General features: G+C 40.5%; 19 protein-coding genes. 15 read left to right on the top strand and 4 right to left on the bottom strand.

From position 1 onward, the window contains the following. From LBQ60_14895 to LBQ60_14880, 4 genes are all read left to right on the top strand, one after another. A partial coding sequence (locus LBQ60_14895) for an aspartate carbamoyltransferase (protein MDR2039207.1) occupies positions 1 to 289 on the top strand: 289 nt, incomplete at its 5' end. A 2-nt stretch (positions 290 to 291) separates the two neighbouring features. Next, positions 292 to 1,449, top strand: a complete 1,158-nt coding sequence (locus LBQ60_14890) for a lactonase family protein (protein ID MDR2039206.1) — start codon at positions 292 to 294, stop codon at positions 1,447 to 1,449. Positions 1,450 to 1,897: 448 nt separating this feature from the next. Then, positions 1,898 to 4,324, top strand: coding sequence for a S8 family serine peptidase (locus LBQ60_14885; protein ID MDR2039205.1), 2,427 nt, complete (start codon positions 1,898 to 1,900; stop codon positions 4,322 to 4,324). A 257-nt stretch (positions 4,325 to 4,581) separates the two neighbouring features. Then, positions 4,582 to 5,646 (top strand): hypothetical protein, encoded by a 1,065-nt coding sequence (locus LBQ60_14880; protein MDR2039204.1) that lies wholly within the window; start codon positions 4,582 to 4,584, stop codon positions 5,644 to 5,646. A 65-nt stretch (positions 5,647 to 5,711) separates the two neighbouring features. Here LBQ60_14880 and LBQ60_14875 read toward each other — a convergent pair whose 3' ends face one another. After that, a complete protein-coding gene (locus LBQ60_14875) occupies positions 5,712 to 6,494 on the bottom strand; it encodes a hypothetical protein (GenBank protein MDR2039203.1) in 783 nt (260 codons plus the stop codon). Positions 6,495 to 6,824: 330 nt separating this feature from the next. Between LBQ60_14875 and hisIE the strand changes: the two genes are divergently transcribed. From hisIE to LBQ60_14830, 9 genes are all read left to right on the top strand, one after another. After that, positions 6,825 to 7,424 carry a bifunctional phosphoribosyl-AMP cyclohydrolase/phosphoribosyl-ATP diphosphatase HisIE gene (hisIE, locus tag LBQ60_14870; protein ID MDR2039202.1) on the top strand — a complete coding sequence of 200 codons (600 nt, stop codon included), beginning with the start codon at positions 6,825 to 6,827 and terminating at the stop codon, positions 7,422 to 7,424. A gap of 6 nt (positions 7,425 to 7,430) precedes the next feature. Beyond that, on the top strand, positions 7,431 to 8,225 hold the full coding sequence (locus tag LBQ60_14865; protein MDR2039201.1) for an SDR family oxidoreductase: 795 nt from the start codon (positions 7,431 to 7,433) through the stop codon (positions 8,223 to 8,225). Between the two features lie 143 nt (positions 8,226 to 8,368). After that, positions 8,369 to 9,292, top strand: a complete 924-nt coding sequence (locus LBQ60_14860; GenBank protein MDR2039200.1) for an MlaD family protein — start codon at positions 8,369 to 8,371, stop codon at positions 9,290 to 9,292. A gap of 21 nt (positions 9,293 to 9,313) precedes the next feature. Continuing rightward, positions 9,314 to 10,126, top strand: a complete 813-nt coding sequence (locus tag LBQ60_14855; protein ID MDR2039199.1) for an aldo/keto reductase — start codon at positions 9,314 to 9,316, stop codon at positions 10,124 to 10,126. Between the two features lie 30 nt (positions 10,127 to 10,156). Beyond that, the gene (locus LBQ60_14850; GenBank protein ID MDR2039198.1) at positions 10,157 to 10,894 is read left to right on the top strand and encodes a hypothetical protein; all 738 of its coding nucleotides are present in this window, start codon (positions 10,157 to 10,159) and stop codon (positions 10,892 to 10,894) included. 8 nt (positions 10,895 to 10,902) lie between these two features. Beyond that, positions 10,903 to 11,640, top strand: coding sequence for a PorT family protein (locus tag LBQ60_14845; protein ID MDR2039197.1), 738 nt, complete (start codon positions 10,903 to 10,905; stop codon positions 11,638 to 11,640). Positions 11,641 to 11,734: 94 nt separating this feature from the next. After that, positions 11,735 to 13,564, top strand: coding sequence for a DUF3857 domain-containing protein (locus LBQ60_14840; GenBank protein ID MDR2039196.1), 1,830 nt, complete (start codon positions 11,735 to 11,737; stop codon positions 13,562 to 13,564). 2 nt (positions 13,565 to 13,566) lie between these two features. Beyond that, positions 13,567 to 15,534 carry a DUF3857 and transglutaminase domain-containing protein gene (locus LBQ60_14835; GenBank protein ID MDR2039195.1) on the top strand — a complete coding sequence of 656 codons (1,968 nt, stop codon included), beginning with the start codon at positions 13,567 to 13,569 and terminating at the stop codon, positions 15,532 to 15,534. 195 nt (positions 15,535 to 15,729) lie between these two features. Beyond that, positions 15,730 to 16,119 carry an L-rhamnose mutarotase gene (locus LBQ60_14830; protein MDR2039194.1) on the top strand — a complete coding sequence of 130 codons (390 nt, stop codon included), beginning with the start codon at positions 15,730 to 15,732 and terminating at the stop codon, positions 16,117 to 16,119. A 52-nt stretch (positions 16,120 to 16,171) separates the two neighbouring features. Here the strand turns inward: LBQ60_14830 and LBQ60_14825 are convergent, their stop codons facing one another. Further along, positions 16,172 to 17,167, bottom strand: coding sequence for a nucleoside hydrolase (locus LBQ60_14825; protein MDR2039193.1), 996 nt, complete (start codon positions 17,165 to 17,167; stop codon positions 16,172 to 16,174). Positions 17,168 to 17,655: 488 nt separating this feature from the next. Here LBQ60_14825 and LBQ60_14820 point away from each other — a divergent pair, with 488 nt between their 5' ends. Further along, on the top strand, positions 17,656 to 19,056 hold the full coding sequence (locus LBQ60_14820) for a bifunctional UDP-3-O-[3-hydroxymyristoyl] N-acetylglucosamine deacetylase/3-hydroxyacyl-ACP dehydratase (protein MDR2039192.1): 1,401 nt from the start codon (positions 17,656 to 17,658) through the stop codon (positions 19,054 to 19,056). A 31-nt stretch (positions 19,057 to 19,087) separates the two neighbouring features. Next, complete coding sequence (gene lpxA / locus LBQ60_14815) at positions 19,088 to 19,885, top strand: acyl-ACP--UDP-N-acetylglucosamine O-acyltransferase (protein MDR2039191.1); 798 nt, start codon at positions 19,088 to 19,090, stop codon at positions 19,883 to 19,885. An 11-nt stretch (positions 19,886 to 19,896) separates the two neighbouring features. Here the strand turns inward: lpxA and tilS are convergent, their stop codons facing one another. Both tilS and LBQ60_14805 read right to left on the bottom strand, forming a co-directional pair. After that, on the bottom strand, positions 19,897 to 21,231 hold the full coding sequence (tilS, locus tag LBQ60_14810) for a tRNA lysidine(34) synthetase TilS (GenBank protein ID MDR2039190.1): 1,335 nt from the start codon (positions 21,229 to 21,231) through the stop codon (positions 19,897 to 19,899). Between the two features lie 59 nt (positions 21,232 to 21,290). Beyond that, positions 21,291 to 22,017, bottom strand: a 727-nt coding sequence (locus tag LBQ60_14805; GenBank protein MDR2039189.1) for a hypothetical protein, incomplete at its 5' end; no start/stop codon positions are given.

The raw sequence follows: 22,017 nt of genomic DNA, 5'->3' as shown, positions 1-22,017 counted from the left end.
AGTCAGCGATATTATCCATGAAGCGGATATTATCTATATGACACGTGTGCAAAAAGAACGTTTTTCCGATCCGATCGAATATGAAAAAAACAAAAATGCCTATGTGCTGAACAATGCTTTACTTGAAAATACCAGGTCTAATGTACGGGTACTTCATCCACTGCCCCGTGTTAACGAAATAGACGTGGATGTAGACAATAACCCGAAGGCATATTATTTTACCCAGGCACTGAACGGCGTTTTTGTACGGCAGGCCATCATTGCCAAGGTACTTAACCTGATCCATTAACAATGAAACGCCATCTTTTTCTTTGTTTGCTCGTTCTGGGCAGTATTCTTTCATGTACACAAAGGGGAAGAAAAACACACGAAACCATGGAACAAAACAAAAACGAGCTCTATCTTCTCGCAGGAACCTATAGTACCGAAAACAACACGGGAATTTATGTCTACCGGTTCGATCAGGAAAAAGGAACTGCAACATATACCAGTCAGGAAAAGGCCATTAAACCGTCCTACCTGGTGGTTTCTTCCGATGAAAGATTTGTATACTCCGTAGGCCTGGATGAAGAGAAGAAAGCAATAGCCAATGCCTTCTCTTTTAATAAGGAAACAGGAAAATTGAATTTATTGAATACCCAACCTACCAATGCGGCAGGTCCCTGCTATATCAACACCGACCGTAACGCTAATTTTGTGGTTACTGCAAATTATGCCAGTGGAACGGTCAGTATTTTTCCCCTGAGAAATGACGGATACCTGGATCCGGTGGTCCGGTTGCTTACTTTTGAAGGCAATGGACCGGATAAAAACCGGCAGGAGCATCCCCATCTCCATTGCGTTGTTTTTTCCCCTGATGAAAAATTCCTTTATGCAGAAGATCTGGGAAGTGATCAGGTACACAAATTTAATGTAAGCCAAAACAGTCCTTTCCTATCTCCGGGGGATCCTGATTCATTTCAGGTGGAACCGGGATCAGGACCACGGCACCTGACATTTCACCCCAACGGGAATTATGCATACCTGATCAATGAGTTATCCGGAAAAGTAACTGCTTTCCGGTATGACAACGGTGACTTAAATGCGATCCAATATATCGCTTCCGACACCACTGCGGGAGTCGGAAGTAAAGGAAGTGCAGATATCCATATCTCTCCGGACGGAAGATTCCTTTACGCATCAAACCGGTTGAAATCTGACGGCATCGCTATTTTCAGTATCCATCCTTCAGACGGCACCCTCACTTTTGCCGGTTATCAACCTACAGGAATACACCCGAGAAATTTCATTATTACACCCAATGGCAAATACCTTCTGGTCGCTAACAAGGACAGTAACAACATCCAAATATTCAGGATCGACCCACAAACCGGACTTCTGACCGATACAGGAAATGAAATAAACAACATTGACCAACCTGTATGTTTAAAATTCATCCAATCATCATAACGTGCATTCTGCCGTTTATCGAATAAAATTTGTTATGCCAAAACGATATCCATCTATATAATTGGTTATTGATTATTGGTTATTGAATATATTTAAGTCTCTCATATTATGAACTTAGCGTAAGCCATCATGAGCATCAGGGAGTAATCATGTAAACAAAATATGTGTAATGTTTATTGGAATTTATATAATAACAAAAACCTTAATAAATCAACTATTCATCATTATTTAACACTAATTATGATGAAAATTTGCCGGGATCTTTTCCTTATAAGATAAAACAATCAAAAAACAGGTTTATCTTTACTGCTGTAAAAGTGATCAAAAAATCAGTGGTAAGGGAATTTAAAACAAATTGGAACAAAATTTCAGGTCTGTTTTTTAACGGATTACCATCAGTCATCGAAATAATAATAAACACTATTGTGTATAAACTAAGTATTCCTGAATGAATATCAGATATATCTTCAAATATTTCATTTTCTCCACCGGAACACTTTTTATGATGGTGAATGCCCTGGCCCAGTCATCGCCGAAGAGGGTACAGATGGGAAAAGTCATTGTCAAAATCAAGCCTGAATCCCTCCCTGTCCTGGAAACCAGATCAAGTACCACCAGAAGATCAACCACAGATACATCAGTTTTTATTTCCGGATTGGCATCAATGGACAGGGTGAGCAGAAAATACAAAGCCAGCAATATGAGGCGTATTTTCCCCGATGCCGGAAAATATGAAGCCAAACACCGAAAATACGGTTTACATTTATGGTACGAGATCAGTATTCCCGAAACTGAAGATCCTGAAATTGTAGCTAAAGAATTCGGGTTGGATGGGAATATACAGGTTGCCCAGCCCAAATATAAGACCCGTAGCCTGGCAATGCCGGCACCATCTCCGGAACAATGGCTCCCGAATGATCCCGATTTCGACAAACAATGGCATTTCGAAAACACCGGACAAACCGGAGGTGTTGCAGGAGTCGATATCAAATTAAAAAATGCGTGGGGAGCTATAGATACATTGGGGCTTAACAATAAGCAGGTCGTTGTAGCAGTAACGGACGGAGGTGTCTATTATGATCATGAAGACCTGTACGGTAATATGTGGATAAATGAAGCCGAAAAAAACGGTATAGCCGGAGAGGATGATGATCTGAATGAATACGTGGATGACATCCACGGATATAATTTTGTCGAACGCAGAGGCAGGCCTATCGGCACCATCCAACCGGAAGACCATGCGACCCATGTCGCCGGGACAATTGCCGCAGTAACCAACAATTACACTGGTGTTTCAGGTATGGGCCGGGAAAACTACAGAATAAGGGTGATGACCGTGCAAATTCTGAATGATACCCCCAATGCTTCTGTTTCGTTGGAAAATGCATTTATATATGCTGCGGATAATGGGGCTGTTATATCACAAAACAGCTGGGGTTACGATGATCCTGATGTGTATAACCAGACGGATCTGGATGCCATTAATTACTTCATTCAGGAGGCTGGAACAGACGAAAACGGAGTTCCTCGTGAGGGAACGCCGATGATCGGGGGAATCGTTATTTTTGCAGCTGGGAATGACAATCGCGATGCAAAATGGTATCCTGCTTATTTTGACAATGTATTGGCCGTAGCATCCGTCAATCATTACGGAAAACGGGCATGGTATTCCAATTACGGCGACTGGATTGACATTTCAGCTCCCGGAGGAGACACAAGGGAATCAGGCATCGGGGTATCCGGAGGTATCTATAGTACGTCCTACAATGCTTCTAACCCTAATTATTACGAATACATGCAGGGAACCTCAATGGCCTGTCCGCAGGTTTCCGGAGCGGCAGCCCTGATTTTATCGGTTTACGGTGATGAAAATTTCACGCCGGACATGTTACGTACCCGGTTGTTGAATACCACTATGCCATTGTATCCCCTCGATCCTACTAATGCAGCAGCTATGGGTAGCGGGTTATTAAATACCGAAGCAGCAGTTGCTCCCGGAGGAGTTCCGGAAGCGGTCTTAGATCTGGTTGTAAAAGAAGTCGGAAATAGTTGGGGTGAAGTGGCCTGGGAAGTTCCGGCTGTAAGCAATAACGGTAAAGTGGCCTATTTTGAGGTGGCATATGCTACCGTACCTATTACAGGGAATAATTTCAACATGTACTCCGGTTTTCGCATCAGTTCATCTGTCGAGTCGGGCAGCCAACAGGAATATACCATCACCGGACTGCAGCCGGAAACATCTTATTATGCCGCTATACGTAGCACTGGAAATAGTGGGGACAAATCGGAAATATCCAACAGGGTGACATTTACGACCAACCCGAACCAGGCTCCGGAGATCAAAGGGCTTTTTAACGATACGACCCTGATCCCCTATACCACACTGGAAATAAATCTATCAGAATATATCACAGATCCCGATGGCGATTCCCTGGATTACCAATATGTTGTAGAACACCCTGAGATACTTAATGTGAATATTAAAAACGACACATTATCGATCACCCCCCAATCACACGGTTCTGTTGCTTTGTACCTGTCCGTTTCCGATCCTTATTCAGCTAGTGACCATACCACTATTCACATCAACATAGAACAAAAATATGCACCTGAAAAATCAGGAGAATTGCTGATATATCCGAATCCGACCAGGGACATCCTGTACTATTCATTTGTGTTAGAGGAAAGTGCCTCAGCAAACATCCGGATCATCAATACCAAAGGAAGTATAATATATGAAACATCTCCTGCAAGGTTAAACCCGGGCACCCATTACTTCAATTTGAATATATCCAACTGGAACAGTGATCTCTATTTTATCCAGCTTATCAAAAACGGAAAAGCAATCAACACAAAAAAAATGATCAAGTTATAGGTCTTTCTAAGGAAGAACTACAAAGAACAAGGAAGAACTGAGCACTTCAAAATGCACAAAAGATTCATGCAATCTTTTTTACAAAATGCACATTCTTATTTAAAATAATCCTATTTTTGTTGATTAGATCCCCATTAATAGAAACCGGATTTCCGGCACACCATTATTGTGAGAAAAGAATGGAGCTGATAACCATCTCAATAAACGGGCGAAACTGAAAAGCCAAATGAGTAGGACTTATGACAAATATCAAATTTATGAACAAGCATTTTCGTCGTATTTTTACAAAAAATGGAGTGATATCCGTATGTTTAAAATCCGGTAAGACGTTTTTCCTGACGATCGGAGTACTACTGTTTGTTTTGATACTGCCCGGCTGTGAAAAAGATAAAGATAAAGATGAAGATGAGGGAGGTCCCAATAAATTTACATACAGCGGCAAGACGGTAAGCGTTACTGGCGCGGCTCAGGGCTACTTTGGCCATATTGAACCAATTGGAGACAAGGCTATTACTATGCTTTTAGTTATAGGTAATAGTGATGTTGCATTTTATTTTACCATGCTTATCCCTAACGGTAATGACAAACTTTTAGCAGGTACTTATCCAGGGAGTATTGAATACAAACCATATACAGTTATTGAAGGTTGGGTTGAAGAAAATGATGAAATTACCGCTTCCCTTTCTTCTGCGATCATTACGGTAGAACTTTCGGAGAGTACATATACCATTGATATTAATGGTACCTTAGAGAATAATAAATCCATTTCAGGAAATTACACAGGAGAAGTTCCACAGGTAGACATGACCGAAGAAGAGGAAGCCCCGGGATCTATGACGATAGAACTTGACGGGAAAGAAGATACTTACGTTTTAAAAGCAGGAGGACAACTAAAGATGGATCTGACTGGAACGACCGGTAGTTATTTTCTGGTCAATCTCCCCGGGGAAAATGACTCCACCCTTCTGTCTCTTTCTTTTATGTCTCCTATGGTAAATGATGATTTACTTACTCCCGGGGAATACATTTTTACCGGAGAGGCTGCCAGAGAACCCGGCAATGCCTATGCCTCTATCAAAAAACAACCAAAGAATCCGGCCATGAATTCAACCGAAGGAACTGTCGTCGTTAAAAAAAGCAGTTCAACCTATGATATCAGCTTTGATTTCATTACCAACAGCACTCCCCCGGCAACGGTTACCGGGACTTATTACGGCCTGTTAAATAAAGTTTCACTATTTCCTTCTTCCATGTCGCGCATGAAAAAAGGAGCTTCCAGCCGTATTTTACTGGAACACCCCATCACAAACGTTGGGCAATAAACAGCAAATAAACAAAGCGTCTGCCAAAATCGACAGACGCTTTTGCTTTTTGGTATCTTTAAAATTTATACATCCCTGAACTTGGCTTTTTCGGTCTCCGATAATTTGTCGTATTCCACCTGAGAAAGACACACCAGTTCTTCATCGCCGATCCCACGGATATCTACCCTTTTTACGATGAACTTTCCTTTGTACCCTGCTCCCATCTCATCGGGATTGATCCCCCTCCTTGAAAAACAAAAAGTAAGCGAGTTCAATTTCTGAAGCCTGGCCGACATATTGATACACGGACCTACGAAATCATTCCCGTCACCAACACTGTAAATAGCCCCTCTGGCTATTCCACACCGTAACTTTGTAGGTGGAGAAACAATTTTCTGTGAGATCAACGGCAGAAATTCCATCTGATATTTCCGGCATACTTCATACATGGACACGACCACGTTCCGGATACTGGCATCTCCCATATTTTCGGTGTCCCAAAGGAACAGAATACCATCACCCAGGTATTTTGACAAAAACGGCAAATCAGCCCAGACACTATAGCCGTCTTCGTAGGTTTTACTGATCAATTCCTTACGTATTTTTTCAAATATCCATTTTAAAAAATCGCTCAGGTATTCCGGAACGGCTAGGTGTGGATCGATCTGCTTGCAAAAATCAGTGAACCCTTCCAAATCAAATATAACACTTAACGCGTTGATCAGTTTTGATTTTTCTCCAATATGCCCCAATCCAAGAATATCCTGATTGAACGCGTCTATCTTGTCCTTTTTTACTATTCTGACGGTCTTAGCACCGTCCTTTATCCTTAAACAATCAACTTCATTGATAATAAATGTTGCCATCTCGCTCTTCTGATACTTTCCAAATTATATATGCGGATTCCCTTCAGAAATACTTTTCCGGTGACCTGTAAGCCTATTTGTTTACAAGATTACTCGACCCGGCACAAAATTACCTTTAATCAGAGATAATAAAAAATCATATGTCCGTTTTTAAACATTTTTTAAATCGCTTGCTTTGATGAATCCCGTGAAAAAGAGAGGCCGGTATTCCGGTTATCAGGTATACGCATGATAATTTATACTTTTTAACAAAAATTAATGCTATTTTTCCTATTTTTGCACCTTCAAATCAGTAGAAAAATACAACAATAACGATAGATATTTCTAAAAATGAATCTGGATTTCAACAAAGCAGGTGGATTGGTTCCTTCTGTCGTTCAGGACGCCATTACCGGAAAGGTACTTATGGTAGGCTTCATGAATGAAGAAGCATATGATAAAACGGTGAAAAGCAACCTGGTTACCTTTTATAGCCGCACACGCAACCGTTTATGGACCAAAGGAGAGGAAAGCGGAAATTGTTTGGATGTAGTTGATATACTCGTTGATTGCGATTATGACACGCTTTTGATCAAGGCCAATCCTCGTGGGCCGGTATGCCATACAGGTGAAGATACCTGTTTTGGAGAAGACAACAAACAGGAAGGGGTCCGCTTTCTGAATTATCTTCAAAATTTTATTACACGCCGTAAAAAAGAAATGCCCGCAGGTTCATATACCACAAAACTCTTCGAAAGCGGGATCAATAAGATCGCCCAAAAAGTTGGGGAAGAAGCTGTAGAACTGGTTATAGAAGCGAAAGACGAAAATGATGACCTTTTTCTGAATGAAGCTGCCGACCTGATGTATCACTTTATTGTTTTACTCGCCGCCCGCAACAGCAATCTGGATGAAGTCGCCAAAGTTCTTATCAGCAGGCACAAAGAATAATTTGATATGCATTCTTTTGAAGGAAAAATCATCTGGATAACAGGGGCATCATCAGGGATCGGAGAAGCCCTGGCTTACGAATGGTCAAAATCAGGAGCAAGGATTATCTTGTCTGCACGTCGTGAAAATGAATTACAACGTGTAAAAGCAGCCTGCGCCCACCCTGACTTATGTGAGGTTGTCCCACTCGATCTTTCCGACCAGAAACAAATAGAAACAACAGCTGAACAAGTCTTACAGCAGTTTGGAACAGTGGATATCCTGGTCAATAACGGAGGGATCAGCCAACGTTCACTTGTAATAGATACTGATGTAGCCGTGGATCGGCGTATTATGGAAGTGGATTATTTCAGTGGAGTGATCCTTTCTAAAAAACTCCTTCCTGCAATGATAGCAAAAGGTAGCGGACATATTGTTGCCATCAGCAGCATTGTGGGAATGTTCGGATTTCCTTTACGTTCGGCATATTCTGCTGCAAAACATGCCATACATGGTTTTTATGAATCAGTATGGGCTGAACTGCATCAACAGGGAATCCGTGTAACCGTAGCCTGTCCGGGACGTATTCTGACCAATGTTTCCCTGCATGCACTAACAAAAGACGGAACACCTCATGGAATAATGGATCATGCCCAGGAAAATGGGATTACAGCAGAAACCTGTGCCCGGAAAATCATTAAAGCCGTAAAAAGAAATAAAAAAGAGGTATACATCGGCAAAAAAGATCTGCTCATGATTTATTTTAAAAGATATATTCCCTGGTTGTACTATAAACTGGTTTCGAAAGTACAACCTAAATAACAGCTAACTTTGGCCTTATCTGATTGATAGGACATTTTTAGACAATAAAATGTGTATCTTTGTAAAAAAACATGTAGGTTTGTTGTTCATAAATGATTGGATCAACCTGTTTGATTTATATTTGATAAAAGCATTAAATACACATGAAGTTTAAAAAGGAGATCAAAATTGGAATTATCGTCACCCTGATTATCTTTCTTTTTCTATGGGGATATAACTTCCTGAAAGGGCGAAACTTATTTTCTTCATACAATTACTATTATACCGTTTTCCCAAAAATTGACGGATTGCAGAAATCAAGTCCAGTTACAGTTAACGGTTATGTTGTAGGTCTGGTAAGCGATATATCATTCGGCTCGGAAAAATTGGATGAATTGGTGGTGGAAATCGGAGTAAAAAAGAGTTATAAAATCCCTGATAACAGTTTAGTGGAGATCACCAGTGACCTGCTCGGAACGAAATCTGTTGTTTTATTGCTGGGCAATAGTGGAACCATTGCAGAAAAAGGCGATACATTGACCGGATCTATGTCTGCAGGCATGTTGGATGCTATTTCAGAAAAATTAATACCTGTTGCCGACAATGCCAACCGGCTGATTATCTCTATCGATTCATTAATGCTGGCTTTACAGAATACATTTAATGACGATACCCAGCAAAACATAAAAAGCATTGTTGCGAATCTGGAACAATTGATCTCTTCAGAACGTAAAAAGATAAGTTCAATACTGACCAACTTTGAATCGGTATCAGGTAACCTGAAAAAAAGTAATGAAGACATCTCCAGCGTAATTTCCAATTTGAATTCATTTTCCAATACCCTGGCGGCATCGGATGTTAAGACGACCATCGACAATGCCAACCGGTCATTAGCACATTTAAGCACCTTACTGGAAGGGATCAATGACGGGCAAGGCACAATAGGACAGTTGGCACGAAATGATTCCCTGTATATTTATCTGCAGCGTTCTCTGGAAGATCTGGATAAGTTACTGGTCGATCTTCGGGAAAACCCCAGGGATTATGTCCACTTCTCGCTTTTTGGCAAGAAAAAATCGAAGAAATAATCAATAATAAATACTGATCATATGCTGACTATTACTTTAAATAATGGCATTAAAATGCCGATGCTTGGCTTTGGGACCTTTAAGGTACCGGATGGCGAAACAACTATTCAATCGGTAAAAACAGCGTTGAATTTGGGTTATCGTCATATCGATACGGCTGCGGTATATCAGAATGAGCGTGGCGTAGGAGAAGGCATCAGGCAGAGCGGGTTAGACCGGAAGGATATCTTTTTAACCAGTAAGCTTTGGAACAGCGATCAAGGCTACGATTCAACCCTTAAAGCTTTTGACGCTACCCTACAACGCTTGGGATTTGATTACCTGGATCTATACCTGATCCATTGGCCTAAGCCGTTGAATAAAGAAACCTGGCGGGCTATGGAAAAGTTATATAAGGAAAAACGCATACGTTCTATAGGCGTTTCAAATTTCCATATCCATCATTTGGAAGATCTATTGTCGGATTGTGAAATCAAGCCAATGGTGAACCAGATTGAATTTCATCCACGGTTAGTACAGCCATCATTATTGGATTTCTGCAGAAAACAGCAAATTCAGTTTGAAGCCTGGAGCCCCTTAATGCAAGGTAAAATATTTTCTATTCCTTTATTAAAAGAATTGGCACAAAAATACCAGAAGTCTGTATCTCAAATTGTTTTGCGATGGGATATTCAGATGGGTGTTGTTACTATACCTAAATCTACTCATACCGAACGAATTAAAGAAAATATGGAAATTTTTGATTTTGAGATAAGTCAAGAAGATATGGATGCTATTTCCCAACTTGATCAAAATGAAAGAGTAGGAGCAGATCCGGACAATTTCAATTTTTAAAATTCCAGACAAACAATGTATATTCAATTTTTGAAAAAAACTTCACTGTTATTTATATTATTTTTTGCTGTTTCCTGTGCCAAAGAGATCTATACCGATGAAGACGCGGCATCAGCCAAACGTGAGGCACAGAAGGTCGGTCTAACGGTGATGGTCCGTGATATCAACCAGCCTCTGGCCGATATGAGTGGATTCACTATCAGCAGTTCACAATGCGGAACGAACATTAATTCCATCACTTCAACCGACGGAATGGCCGATTTAATGATGATCAAAGGAGAAGCGATCCTTCTCATTGAGAAAGACGGTTATCCATCCACCATTGCTATCGTGTCTATTAATCCGCAGGGAACGGAACGAACCAATTCAGTCGTTGTCATTCCTGTTTTTCCGGATACGCACACATCAGAGTCTGTAGAAGGAAAGGTTACCTTAACTTCTACTCCAGTAGCTAATGCATTGGTAAGTATAGATGTAGACATGGATGAATTGATCGATATTGCCTTTTCAGGCTTATCCGGTGAATTAAAAAAGTTCAGGCCACAGGCAATTGCCTATTCCTCACATGAGCTAATGCAACCAGTAAGGACCGATAATCAGGGAGTATTTCATTTTAAAATCCCGGTTACTCCTGCCGAACTGACCTATACACTTCGTGTGCAGGAAACAATGATAGAACAGGATTCCTATACCGGAGAGAAAGTTATAAAAACCAACGGACAAAATAACCGGGTGGTGGATATTGAAATAACACCTAACGGGAACTGACCGGAAAAATGAAATATAATCCATCAGTACTCTTCAAGTGGTTTTTACTATGCTTTTTATTGTGCATTTCCATTGACGGATCAAAAGCAAACGATTCCGCTCGCTTCCATTTTGGCTTAAAAGTGGGCGTAGGTTCTACCTACCTGACCCATCATCATTTGTATATGCTGGGAGATAACCGTATTACCTTCACAGCGGGTGGGCTTGGTGAATACTGGATCAATGATTGGTTCGCTATCCAAATGTTTGCAGAATATACACATAAAGGTGGCTCGATGCTTGATCCTCGTATCTTTTACGCCAAGGACGACCCGATGCTGGAAATTCCGGAATTGGGAAAAACACTTTACCGCACCAACCTTACCATACATACCATTGAGTTACCCATTACCGCACGTTTCTCTTTGCCTTTAAAATCAGGGGCGTTTAAGCCATTTTTTGCCGCGGGACCCTCATTCGGGTATAATTTCCATGCCCGTGCCGATAATTATTACCGCTGGGAATTTGACGGGGCTCCTAATGACCTTCTGGATGAGACGTCAGATTGGGTCATCAAAAAAATTGCGTCATGGAATGTTTCTGTGTATACCCAGCTCGGCACTGAAATAAAAACTGACGGACGGATTACATTTGAGACAGGTGTAACTTTTCGTTTGGGTATGACTTATGAAGATCGTTTTTTTTACACACTTTTCCATAAATTCAGTACCATTACAACATTGGCCTACATTGCTGTAAAATGGTGATTTTTTTAAACAGTCTAAAAAATATGATTTAATTATTAGCGAAATAATTATTTCTTCGTACATTTGTTATCACATATTTTCCTGATAATTTATTATGAGACGTCTGTTACTTTTTATTTTTTGTTACCCAATTTTCTCAACCATTCTGCATGCTCAGGAATATGACCAGGAAATATTGAGCCATGTATCCTATTTGCAGGCTTCGGAAAGCAAACTAATCTGTATGGATACTGTTGTCCGTCAGATCAACACGAGAATGGGGGAATCAATGGCAAAAGTAATGCTCCCTTATAATAAAATGCAAAAACTGACCATCGGGGATGCATGGATTGAGGATCGCCATGGACGGATTATCCGTAAACTGAAAAAATCGGAGATAAGTGATGAAAGCACTGTTTCCAATTCTTCATTATATGAAGACGAATTTGTGAAATCTTTTATATTAAAACACAATGACTATCCTTACAGAATAATCTATTCCTATAAAATCGTCTTAACAGATTTTTTACAGATTTTGGCTTTTGAACCTACCTATAGAGTTCCTATCCGGAAAAAGAAGATTGTTCTTGATATCCCGTTTGATTATCAGATCCGTTATAAGCATGAAAATGTATCTTTTCCGGTAATCGACACTATAGGAAATAGGATCAGGATGGAATGGAATACAACATACACACCTGTAAAACGGGAAAAAGACGCACCATTTTCTGAATCCAAGACACCTATCATCCATATAGTTCCTGTTAATTTTAAATATGGCATCCGGGGTTCATGGGAAAACTGGCAGACTTTTGGGGACTGGGTATATCGTTTAAATGCGAAATCCGGGAAATTACCGGAAACAGAGAAAAGTACCGTTGACAGATTGTTACAGGGAACAACAGATGTCCGCGAAAAAATCAAGCTATTATACCATTATTTACAGGACAATACCCGGTACATTAATGTAAAGATAAATGTCGGGGGATTAAAAGCTTACCCCGCTAGTTATGTGTCTGCAAATAAATATGGGGATTGTAAAGCATTGTGCAACTATATGCAGGCGTTATTGACATATGCAGGTATCCCATCCTACTACACTCTGGTAAGAGCAGAAAATGAGGTATTCGATATTGACAAAACATTCCCTTCACAGGCCTTTAATCATATTATCCTGACGATTCCATTAGTGAAAGATACGCTGTTTCTGGAGTGTACCAATAAAAATATTCCTGCAGGATATCTGGGAACATTTACACAAGGGCGCGATGTCCTGATCATTGACGGATTGAACAGCCGATTTGTTAAAACCCCTTCACTCCAACCTGATGAAGTATTATGTGAACGCATGATCCATACATCGTTGGCTACAAGCTCCATTCCTGCGACATTGACCATGAAGCAACGCGGGGAAGATTATGAATATTTTACTTTTCTTTCCTCGCAACTGAACCGTAATGACGCAGAAATCTATATCCGGAATCATGTCTTATCCGGAACTTTCACCCTTTCCAATATCACATTTGAAAAACTACCCCGGGAGATCCCTGAAATTAATATCATAGCACAATTAAACATGCCGGATGTATGTAGAAAATATGGCAACAACATCCTGATTAATTCTTTTCCCCATGACTTACCGGCATACGAACATCCGGAAAAACGGACACAGGGGGTGCGATTTGATTATCCTGTATATTACAGGGACAGTATTGTTTATCATTTTACAGACGACATAAAGGTAAATATGGTACCACAGAATATTTCCGCAGAATCAAAATATGGACACTATATGCTCAAATATAAAATTGCCGACGAAAAACTGATTATGGAAAAAGAAATATTGATCAACAAAGGTATTTATCCATTGTCCGAGTATGGTGACTTTTATTCATTTATTTCCGAAATAAAAAACAACGAAAAGAAAAATACATTAATTAATTGATTATGAGAAAATTATTGATTACCAGTGGAGCATTACTGATGTTAACTGTTGCTTTGACTAAAGCGCAAAAGCCTAATTATGAGCGCATTTTCGGAAAAGTCAGCAACTATGAGTTAGCGATGACTGAATATGAAAAGGATAAAGAAGCGGAGGCTGTAGTCTTGTATGAAACGGGGCGGTATTTTTTCAGGTTCAATGATTCCAGAGGCAGGTTTGACCTGATTATGGAAATAAAAACCAAAATTAAAGTATTGAAGCAGGCCGGGATCAAATATGGGGAATTTGAGATACCGTTGTACTATGGTGATGAAGTGGAAACCATTTATGGTTTGGAAGGCGCTGTATACAATTTAGACCATGGGAAAATACAAAAGACCGAGTTCAACAAAAAAAATATCTACGAAGAGAGACCGCATACGAACTGGAAAGTTTTGAAATTTGCGATGCCCGATGTCCGTGAAGGATCGGTCATTGAGTTACAATATTCCCTCATCACTCCCTATTACTTCAACATGCGGGAATGGAACTTTCAGAAAAAGATACCGGTGGTGTATAGTTCATTGGAATACAAAGCAATTCCGTATTATGAATACGTATATATCCTGAAGGGCGCTTCTAAGCTGGATGAATTTGAGAATGAAATCTCTAATCATGATATCCAGTTTGGGAGATATAAGTATAAGGAAATAATTTATTTGATGGGAATGAATGATCTTCCTGCATTTAAAGATGAGGAATTCATTACCTCTGAAAAGGATTATATGATCAGCCTGAATTTTCAGATATCAAAATATCATTACCCATCAGGTGGTAACAGGGAAGAGATGAGCACATGGCCGCTTATTTGCGATGCTTTGATAAAAGAGACCAGTTTCGGGAAATATATCAAATCAAGCGAAAAATCTGCTCATAAAATGCTTCCTGAACTGGACCTGAAAAACATGACAGAAAAAGAAAAGATAGAGAAGATCACACAATATGTAAAGTTCAATTATAACTGGAATGGTCGGGAATCAAAATATTCATCTTTAAAAACCGCGGATTTTCTGAAACAAAAAACAGGGAATTCAGCAGACATTAATTTATTCCTGACAGGAATGCTGCGTGCTGCCGGTTTTGATGCAAATCCGGTGGTCTTAAGTACCCGTAGGAATGGGATGATCAATACTGAATATCCTTTTATCCAGTTTTTAAATTATGTGATCGTACAGGTATCCGGCCGCGACACAACCTATTTATTGGATGCAACCGAGTCTATGCTCCGTTTTGACGAGCTACCGCAACGATGTATCAATGTGAACGGATTGGTGGTAACTCCTAAATCCGATACATGGTTTTATATTGTCCAGAATGAACCGGCATTTACGGTAAAATCATTTGATGTCAGGTTGAATGAAACACTGGATGCATTAGAGGTGCATACTGAGGTCACCTCATATGCCCATGATGCATACCATTACCGGAGGATATTCCGGAATAAGCCGGATCATCTTTTGGAAATGCTAAAAAATCGGGGTGTTGAATCTGCCCGTGAGATCGATACCAAAAACTATCTAAACCTGGACCAGCCTTTCGTTTTTTCCTACCAGAGTAGCCCTCCTGTTGAAAAGGCGGACAACAAAATATTCGTATCTCCTTTTCTTAATCAGTCTGTAACCGAAAATATATTTAAACAAGCCAGGCGGGAACTTCATGTCGATCTCATATTGTATCATGCCGCCGAATATAAAAGTGTGATCGAGATTCCCCAGGGTTATAAAGTAGAATATCTACCGGAAAGTAAGTCATATAACAACAAGGCCATGAAGATCGATTACCAGGCCGAAAAAAAGGAGAATAAAATCCATATCACTGCCTCATATGAGTTTAAAAGTAATTTATACCCTGCCAAAGACTATCCGGTTCTAAAGATGTCGTATGAAGAAATAGTGAAAAAATTTAATGAGATGATTGTTTTGGTCAAAGAATAAAAGTGACTGATGCTTGACCGTACCTATATTATTGATCATATATAAATTCTATTAAATATCTACACACATCTTATTTGCATCATTACTCGCTGACGCTCATGAGATCGCTGACACTAAGTTCAAAATATGAGCAACTTAAAGACGCCCAATGTACAATAATCAATAATCAATAATCAATTATATAGCTTTTGCATGATGAAATATACGAAAAAAACCGGATACCCATCCAAACAGTATCCTTTCCCGACGAAACGGTATTGTCAGACCCTTGACCTGAAAAATGACCCTGCATTGATTGCAGAATATATTGAACGGCACAGCGAAGCCAGGCACTGGCCTGAGATCAATGAAGGGATCCGTAGTGTAGGGATCCTGGAAATGGAGATCTATCAAATAGACATCCGACTGTTCATGATCGTAGAAACACCTTTGGATTTCGAATGGGATACCGCATTCGAAAAATTATCCAAATTGCCAAGACAGGAAGAATGGGAAGAATATATGTCTGTTTTTCAGAACAGCCAACCAGGAGCAAGTTCCGCCGAAAAATGGCAACTGATGGACCGGATCTTCAGGCTTTATTGACAATAATATCCGGGAAACACTCAAAGACAAGTGTAACAAGACCAGATAGCCTTTACTTTGCTACCGGTTGATGCATCATATACTTTTCTATTAAAGAAGCGATATTTTCAGGAGGCATTTTTTCAATCAGCCGGATATGCTTTCCATTTTCCGAAGGGGTCCATGTGTTGGCGCCATCTTCTTTTACAGAGACAGTTCCTCTTTCTATGGAATAATAAGGTTCGTATCCCTTTATTGCGACCAGAACAGCCGTCTGATCCCAGCTCATCCGCCCGTTGGGGTCTCCTTCGGCAAAAGAAAGGCTATAAGCATCTTTTACAGGACTATTCTCCACCGGCATCTGCACGAGGATTTTCCCTGTAAGTACCCTATCCCCTATTTCCCAACCACTGAAAATGATCTCAGTAGGCCATTCATTGATCACTACTATAGATGCCGGTGCATCACAAAATACATTAAACTCCCTCCCCTGCGGAAAATGCGCCGCCATAGAAACCAAATGTTTCACCTTTTTCCGGATCAATTCCTTTCCGGAAAGCGAACTATACTCATCAGCCCCTGAAAACAACAAATCTTTTAAATTTGTAAAAAAACCGACTGTAGAAATAACCACGCTTCCATCCGGCTGTTCGCTGAGAATCCGGCGATAAACCTTCACAGCATCCGGTGCAACAGATGTTTTTTCAGTTTGATGCCGGTATTTTTCCGGTAAAAATTCAGTCCATTTCGTATGATGCCATGTTGTCATCGAAACACCACCTTCACTTTTAGGTGCCCCAACAGGAATCGCCGGTCGGTTAAAATAAGTATTGATCACTTCAATACAGGGGATGACACGTTCGTCTTTATTGGAAGAAATCGTTGCAAGAATGTTCACCTGTCCACTATCAGCCAAAGCATGCATCAACGCCATAGCACCAACATCATCATAATCCGGCCCCATATCGGTATCTAAAATTAAATTCACTATTTCCCTTTTACCTGAAGTATTATTAACACATGCAGCCAGTAAGAAAAGTAACAGAATCAGCAACGAACATTTTTTTATTTCCATTATAATGTTATTTTTTCTATTATTTTATTTCAAACACAAATATAGTGAAAGGTGAGAGTAATTGTAGAAAGCTTGCTTTCGAAAAATTGCCGAACCGCATCCTATATCCTGCAAATATATAAATCAATCTTCTGTGAAAAAGGATTAAATGACAATTATTGGAACAATTCCCTACAAACATTTCCTTTTTCTGTGCCCACAGAAACCTATACAGAAACCTATACAGAATCACTCCTTCATATCAAGAGTTAAAAAACCGGCAGGTATACCATATTACAGTCAATCACCATGAATCATATTATTTTCTGGTTGCACTAACAAATAAAATTACTAAACCTTAAAAAGCAGTAAACATGATTATATTATAGTGAGAAATAGGCAGGAAATGAGGAAATTTAAGGAAAAAGAACTATTATTGCAAAATTTTTCAGAGTCATCTGGATTTACAATATTTTTATGAATCATAAATCGAAAGTAAAATTATGCTGGTAAAGCAACATACACTTCAAAAACCTGTTTCTGTTAAAGGTAAAGGATTACACACCGGGGTAGAGGTTGAATTGACCCTTCGGCCTGCATCTAACAATCACGGCTATAAATTTAAGCGCCTTGACCTGGATGGTCAACCTGTCGTTTCGGCAATTGCAGAAAACGTGGTGGACACTTCACGGGGAACCACCATTGAAGAAAACGGAGCCCGGGTAAGTACTATTGAACATGTTCTGGCTGCTTTATGGGGAATGGGTGTGGATAATGCTTTACTGGAAATAAATGGTCCTGAAATGCCGATCATGGATGGGAGTTCACAACCATTTATAGAATTGATCAAACAGGCAGGAATCATAGAATTGGATGCTGTCCGTAAATATTTTGAAATAAAAGAACGGATCGTTTATGCTGACAAAGCACGTGGAGTAGAAATTGCCATTTATCCGGACGACCATTTCAGCATTGATGTAATGATCGATTATAATTCCCGTACTTTAGGACATCAATATGCCATGCTTACCAGTATGGATGAATTTGAAAAAGAAATTGCCCCCTGCCGGACATTTGTTTTCCTTCATGAACTGGAACCGTTGATCAAGCATAACCTGATCAAGGGCGGAGCTTTGGACAATGCTATTGTGATAGCGGATAAACCGGCCGGACAGGATGAACTTGACCGATTGGCCAAAATCTTTAATATGCCTAAGATCCAGATAAAACCGGAAGGTATCCTGAATAACCTGGAACTACGATTCAGTAATGAGCCGGCACGCCATAAACTATTGGATCTGATAGGGGATTTTGCACTGATAGGAAAACAAATCAAAGGAAGAATTGTTGCTACACGACCTGGCCATGCAGCTAATAACCAGATGGCCCGTATGCTCCGCCAAATCATTAAAAAAGAGATGGCGAAAGCGCAGATACCACAATACAACCCCAATACGGAGCCTGTTTTTAATATCGAACAAATCAAGAACGTGCTACCCCATCGCCCGCCATTTTTGCTGGTGGATAAAATCATCAGCATGAATGAACATGTAGTGGTGGGTGTAAAGAACGTTACGATGAATGAACCTTTCTTCGTCGGCCATTTTCCAGGACAGGCAGTGATGCCGGGTGTATTGATTATTGAAGCAATGGCCCAGGTAGGAGGACTCCTTGTTTTAGGATCAGTCCCTGATCCGGAAAATTACTTGACCTTCTTCCTGAAAATCGACAAAGTTAAATTCCGCCGGATGGTGGTGCCTGGTGATACCCTGATCCTTCGTCTGGAACTGGTGGGCGAAATACGACGGGGCATTGCAACGATGGTTGCCCAGGCATATGTGGGTGAGACGCTTACCACGGAAGGTGAATTGACTGCTCAGATCGTCAAAGTAACAGGAGAATAATTTTTTACAGACTTAGATAAATAATTAAGAAATGATACATCAATTGGCTTGCGTTCATCCTGAAGCTCAAATTGGCGAGAATGTAGTAATTGAGCCATTTGTGAATATTGCAAAGGATGTTGTGATCGGGGATGGGACGAAAATCATGTCTAATGCCGTAGTGATGGACGGAGCCAGGATCGGTAAGAACTGTACTGTTTTTCCCGGAGCTGTCATTGCCGGATTACCACAGGATCTTAAGTTCGACGGAGAATATACTACGGTGGAAATTGGGAATAACACCACCATCCGGGAGTGTGTGACCATCAACCGCGGAACAAAAACCCAGAATAAGACTGTAGTCGGCAATCATTGCCTGATCATGGCATATGCACACATTGCACATGACTGTAAAATAGGTGATTATTGTGTGATTGTAAGTCATACCGGAATTGCCGGCGAGGTAGAGATCGGAGACTGGGCTATTGTCGGAGGAGGCACCATGGTACATCAGTTTGTCCACATCGGCACCCACTCAATGATCGGTGGTGCATCCAAGGTGCGCAAAGATGTCCCTCCTTATGTAAAGGCGGGAAGAGACCCGTTGGCTTATGTCGGTGTTAATTCCATAGGGTTGCGCCGTCGTGGATTTACCAATGAAAAAATATACGAATTACAGGATATTTACCGCTCGCTTTACCAGAAAGGAATGAACCATACGGAAGCTTTGAAATATATTGAAGATAATTTCCCTGAGAGCGCTGAACGCGATACCATTATTCATTTCATTCAGGATTCCAAGCGTGGAATTATGAAAGGTTATGTGGCTAATTCCGGAGAAGAAGACTAAAGGATTTTACTTTAACGGATCAAAGTAAATCTCACCACGCGTTTGGTCCTGTCGGTTATTTTATAACGCTCATCCATTCGGTACCCTGGTATCCAGACAATTTTGCCATCGGACACCAGTATCCATAACTGCTCTTTTTCTAACAAGGATAATTTCCGGTCTATAAAGAAGTCACTCAGTTTTTTCATCTTTTTCATTCCGATCGGTTGAAACCTATCCCCGTCCTGCCATTTTCTCAAAAATAAAGGTGGGTGAAGAGTATCAGCATCTAGACAGGCGATATTAGGGTCTTTATCCGGAACATACCCCGGAGAGACGTCAAAATGGTCGATCTTTAAATGAATGGGGACTTTCATTTCTTTCCGGGACAGGTCGACCGGGAATTGCCCCGGTCCTATATTTTTCAGGGGACTGATCATGATTTCCTTTCTATCACACAACAGTTGATGTGTTTTACTGAAAAACCGGCGGCCTGATTCCCATACCTTACCCAATACATCGTCAGCAACAGCCGGTGAAAAACCATACGGACGAATGATTTCAAATAATAAATCCGGAGGCGATGGAGTTTCCATCAACTGCTGATGATCGATCAATAAATCCTCGCCCTGGGCTTTTGTCACGATTCGCCTGAACCTTTCAACAGAATCTTTGTATAAAGCCTCTACCCCGGAAAAATGATCGATGTCCCGTTCTATGATCTTCCGTACTCCCGGGAAGAAATTTTCCAATCCGGGAATCAGATGATGCCGGATATAATTCCTGGCATATTTATCGCTGGCATTACTGGAATCTTCACGAAAGACAATATTTTCCTGCTGTGCATAGGCAACAATTTCATCTCTGGATGCAAACAATAGCGGACGAATGATTTGTTCGGTCTTCGGCTGGATCCCCGCCAATCCTTTAATTCCGGTACCTCTTGCCAGGTTAATAAATAAAGTTTCTATCCGGTCATCACGATTATGTGCAACAGTTACATAATCATAATGATACCGGGACAACAAATCAGCGAACCACTGATATCGTAAATCCCTGGCTGCCATTTGGATGGAAATACCATTCCGGTCGGCATATGTCTTCGTATCAAATTTTATGGTATGTATGTGGCAAGCAAGGTCATTGGCTTTTCTTACCACAAAATCTTCATCCGCATCAGATTCATCACCACGTAATCCGAAATTGCAATGAGCGACAACGCAATCAGAGGTAACTGAATGCAATAAATGAAGCATTACCATAGAATCGATACCACCACTGACAGCTACCAGTAATTTACTTTCGGGAGTAAAAAGTTTGTATTGACGAATATATTCAAGGAATCGTTGCTGTAAAAGGTCCGGCATATATTCGTTATGATTTTAAACAAAAAGAACAGGCGCCATAAAAACGCCTGTTGATTATTTTATTCCATCAATAAATGAGGGAAAGCTTCTTTTATCTGGGTTTCCATTTTTTCAGACAATTCAGTTTGTTCGTATGCTTTTGCCAACCGACTCAATGAATCAATGGTATACATCCGGATTCTTAACTCTCTTTCCAGGCTACTCTGGAGTTTTTTCGGAAAACTGAGGTAGTAATTCAATTCTTCGCGCGAAGCAGAAAAGATCTTTTCCGCCAGTTCATTCCCCTTATCAAAAGCTCCGGCATTATAATATTGTTCAACAAATGAAACATCCATATAATTTAATGACAGCTGATAAACAGGAATGGATTCAAAAGCCCTGTCCAATACCTGTACGGCAGAGTCTTTTTTCCCTTCAAGGTTCAAAGCTCCTGCCAGACGTGAAAAATTACTGCGGAAATGGGTCAGTAACCGGAGATTTGTTTCGTCAAGATAGACCTTTGGATCGCTGATATTTCCCCAGCGGAATTGGTTCATCATTTTATCATATAATTTATCAGCATCGATACGCCCTGTTTCACCATATTGCGTGTCAGGCGTTTCAATGGGGACAAAACGATAAGCCAGACCATCCATCTGGAAATAAGGCGTTAGATTCAGGAAGTTCTCAGGCGATACGGTTACTGCAAAGTAAACCGGACGTTCCCAATTATTGTTGGCCAGTATATCCAGTACCATCATTGAATTCTTATATATACGATCCGATTTACCGCTTCCTTCTCCCTTG

It is taken from the genome of Bacteroidales bacterium (assembly GCA_031275285.1).
Taxonomy (GTDB): domain Bacteria; phylum Bacteroidota; class Bacteroidia; order Bacteroidales; family UBA4181; genus JAIRLS01.
The sequence above is the reverse complement of the archived record's forward strand: the minus strand, read 5'-3'. Positions and strand labels throughout refer to the sequence as shown.

What these genes read in the sequence shown, in the direction of transcription:
- LBQ60_14890 (MDR2039206.1), top strand. Translation starts at nt 292, where the DNA reads ATGAAACGCCATCTTTTTCTTTGTTTGCTCGTTCTGGGCAGTATTCTT.
- LBQ60_14885 (MDR2039205.1), top strand. Translation starts at nt 1,898, where the DNA reads ATGAATATCAGATATATCTTCAAATATTTCATTTTCTCCACCGGAACA.
- LBQ60_14880 (MDR2039204.1), top strand. Translation starts at nt 4,582, where the DNA reads ATGAACAAGCATTTTCGTCGTATTTTTACAAAAAATGGAGTGATATCC.
- LBQ60_14875 (MDR2039203.1), bottom strand. Translation starts at nt 6,494, where the DNA reads ATGGCAACATTTATTATCAATGAAGTTGATTGTTTAAGGATAAAGGAC.
- hisIE (MDR2039202.1), top strand. Translation starts at nt 6,825, where the DNA reads ATGAATCTGGATTTCAACAAAGCAGGTGGATTGGTTCCTTCTGTCGTT.
- LBQ60_14865 (MDR2039201.1), top strand. Translation starts at nt 7,431, where the DNA reads ATGCATTCTTTTGAAGGAAAAATCATCTGGATAACAGGGGCATCATCA.
- LBQ60_14860 (MDR2039200.1), top strand. Translation starts at nt 8,369, where the DNA reads ATGAAGTTTAAAAAGGAGATCAAAATTGGAATTATCGTCACCCTGATT.
- LBQ60_14855 (MDR2039199.1), top strand. Translation starts at nt 9,314, where the DNA reads ATGCTGACTATTACTTTAAATAATGGCATTAAAATGCCGATGCTTGGC.
- LBQ60_14845 (MDR2039197.1), top strand. Translation starts at nt 10,903, where the DNA reads ATGAAATATAATCCATCAGTACTCTTCAAGTGGTTTTTACTATGCTTT.
- LBQ60_14840 (MDR2039196.1), top strand. Translation starts at nt 11,735, where the DNA reads ATGAGACGTCTGTTACTTTTTATTTTTTGTTACCCAATTTTCTCAACC.
- LBQ60_14835 (MDR2039195.1), top strand. Translation starts at nt 13,567, where the DNA reads ATGAGAAAATTATTGATTACCAGTGGAGCATTACTGATGTTAACTGTT.
- LBQ60_14830 (MDR2039194.1), top strand. Translation starts at nt 15,730, where the DNA reads ATGAAATATACGAAAAAAACCGGATACCCATCCAAACAGTATCCTTTC.
- LBQ60_14820 (MDR2039192.1), top strand. Translation starts at nt 17,656, where the DNA reads ATGCTGGTAAAGCAACATACACTTCAAAAACCTGTTTCTGTTAAAGGT.
- lpxA (MDR2039191.1), top strand. Translation starts at nt 19,088, where the DNA reads ATGATACATCAATTGGCTTGCGTTCATCCTGAAGCTCAAATTGGCGAG.
- tilS (MDR2039190.1), bottom strand. Translation starts at nt 21,231, where the DNA reads ATGCCGGACCTTTTACAGCAACGATTCCTTGAATATATTCGTCAATAC.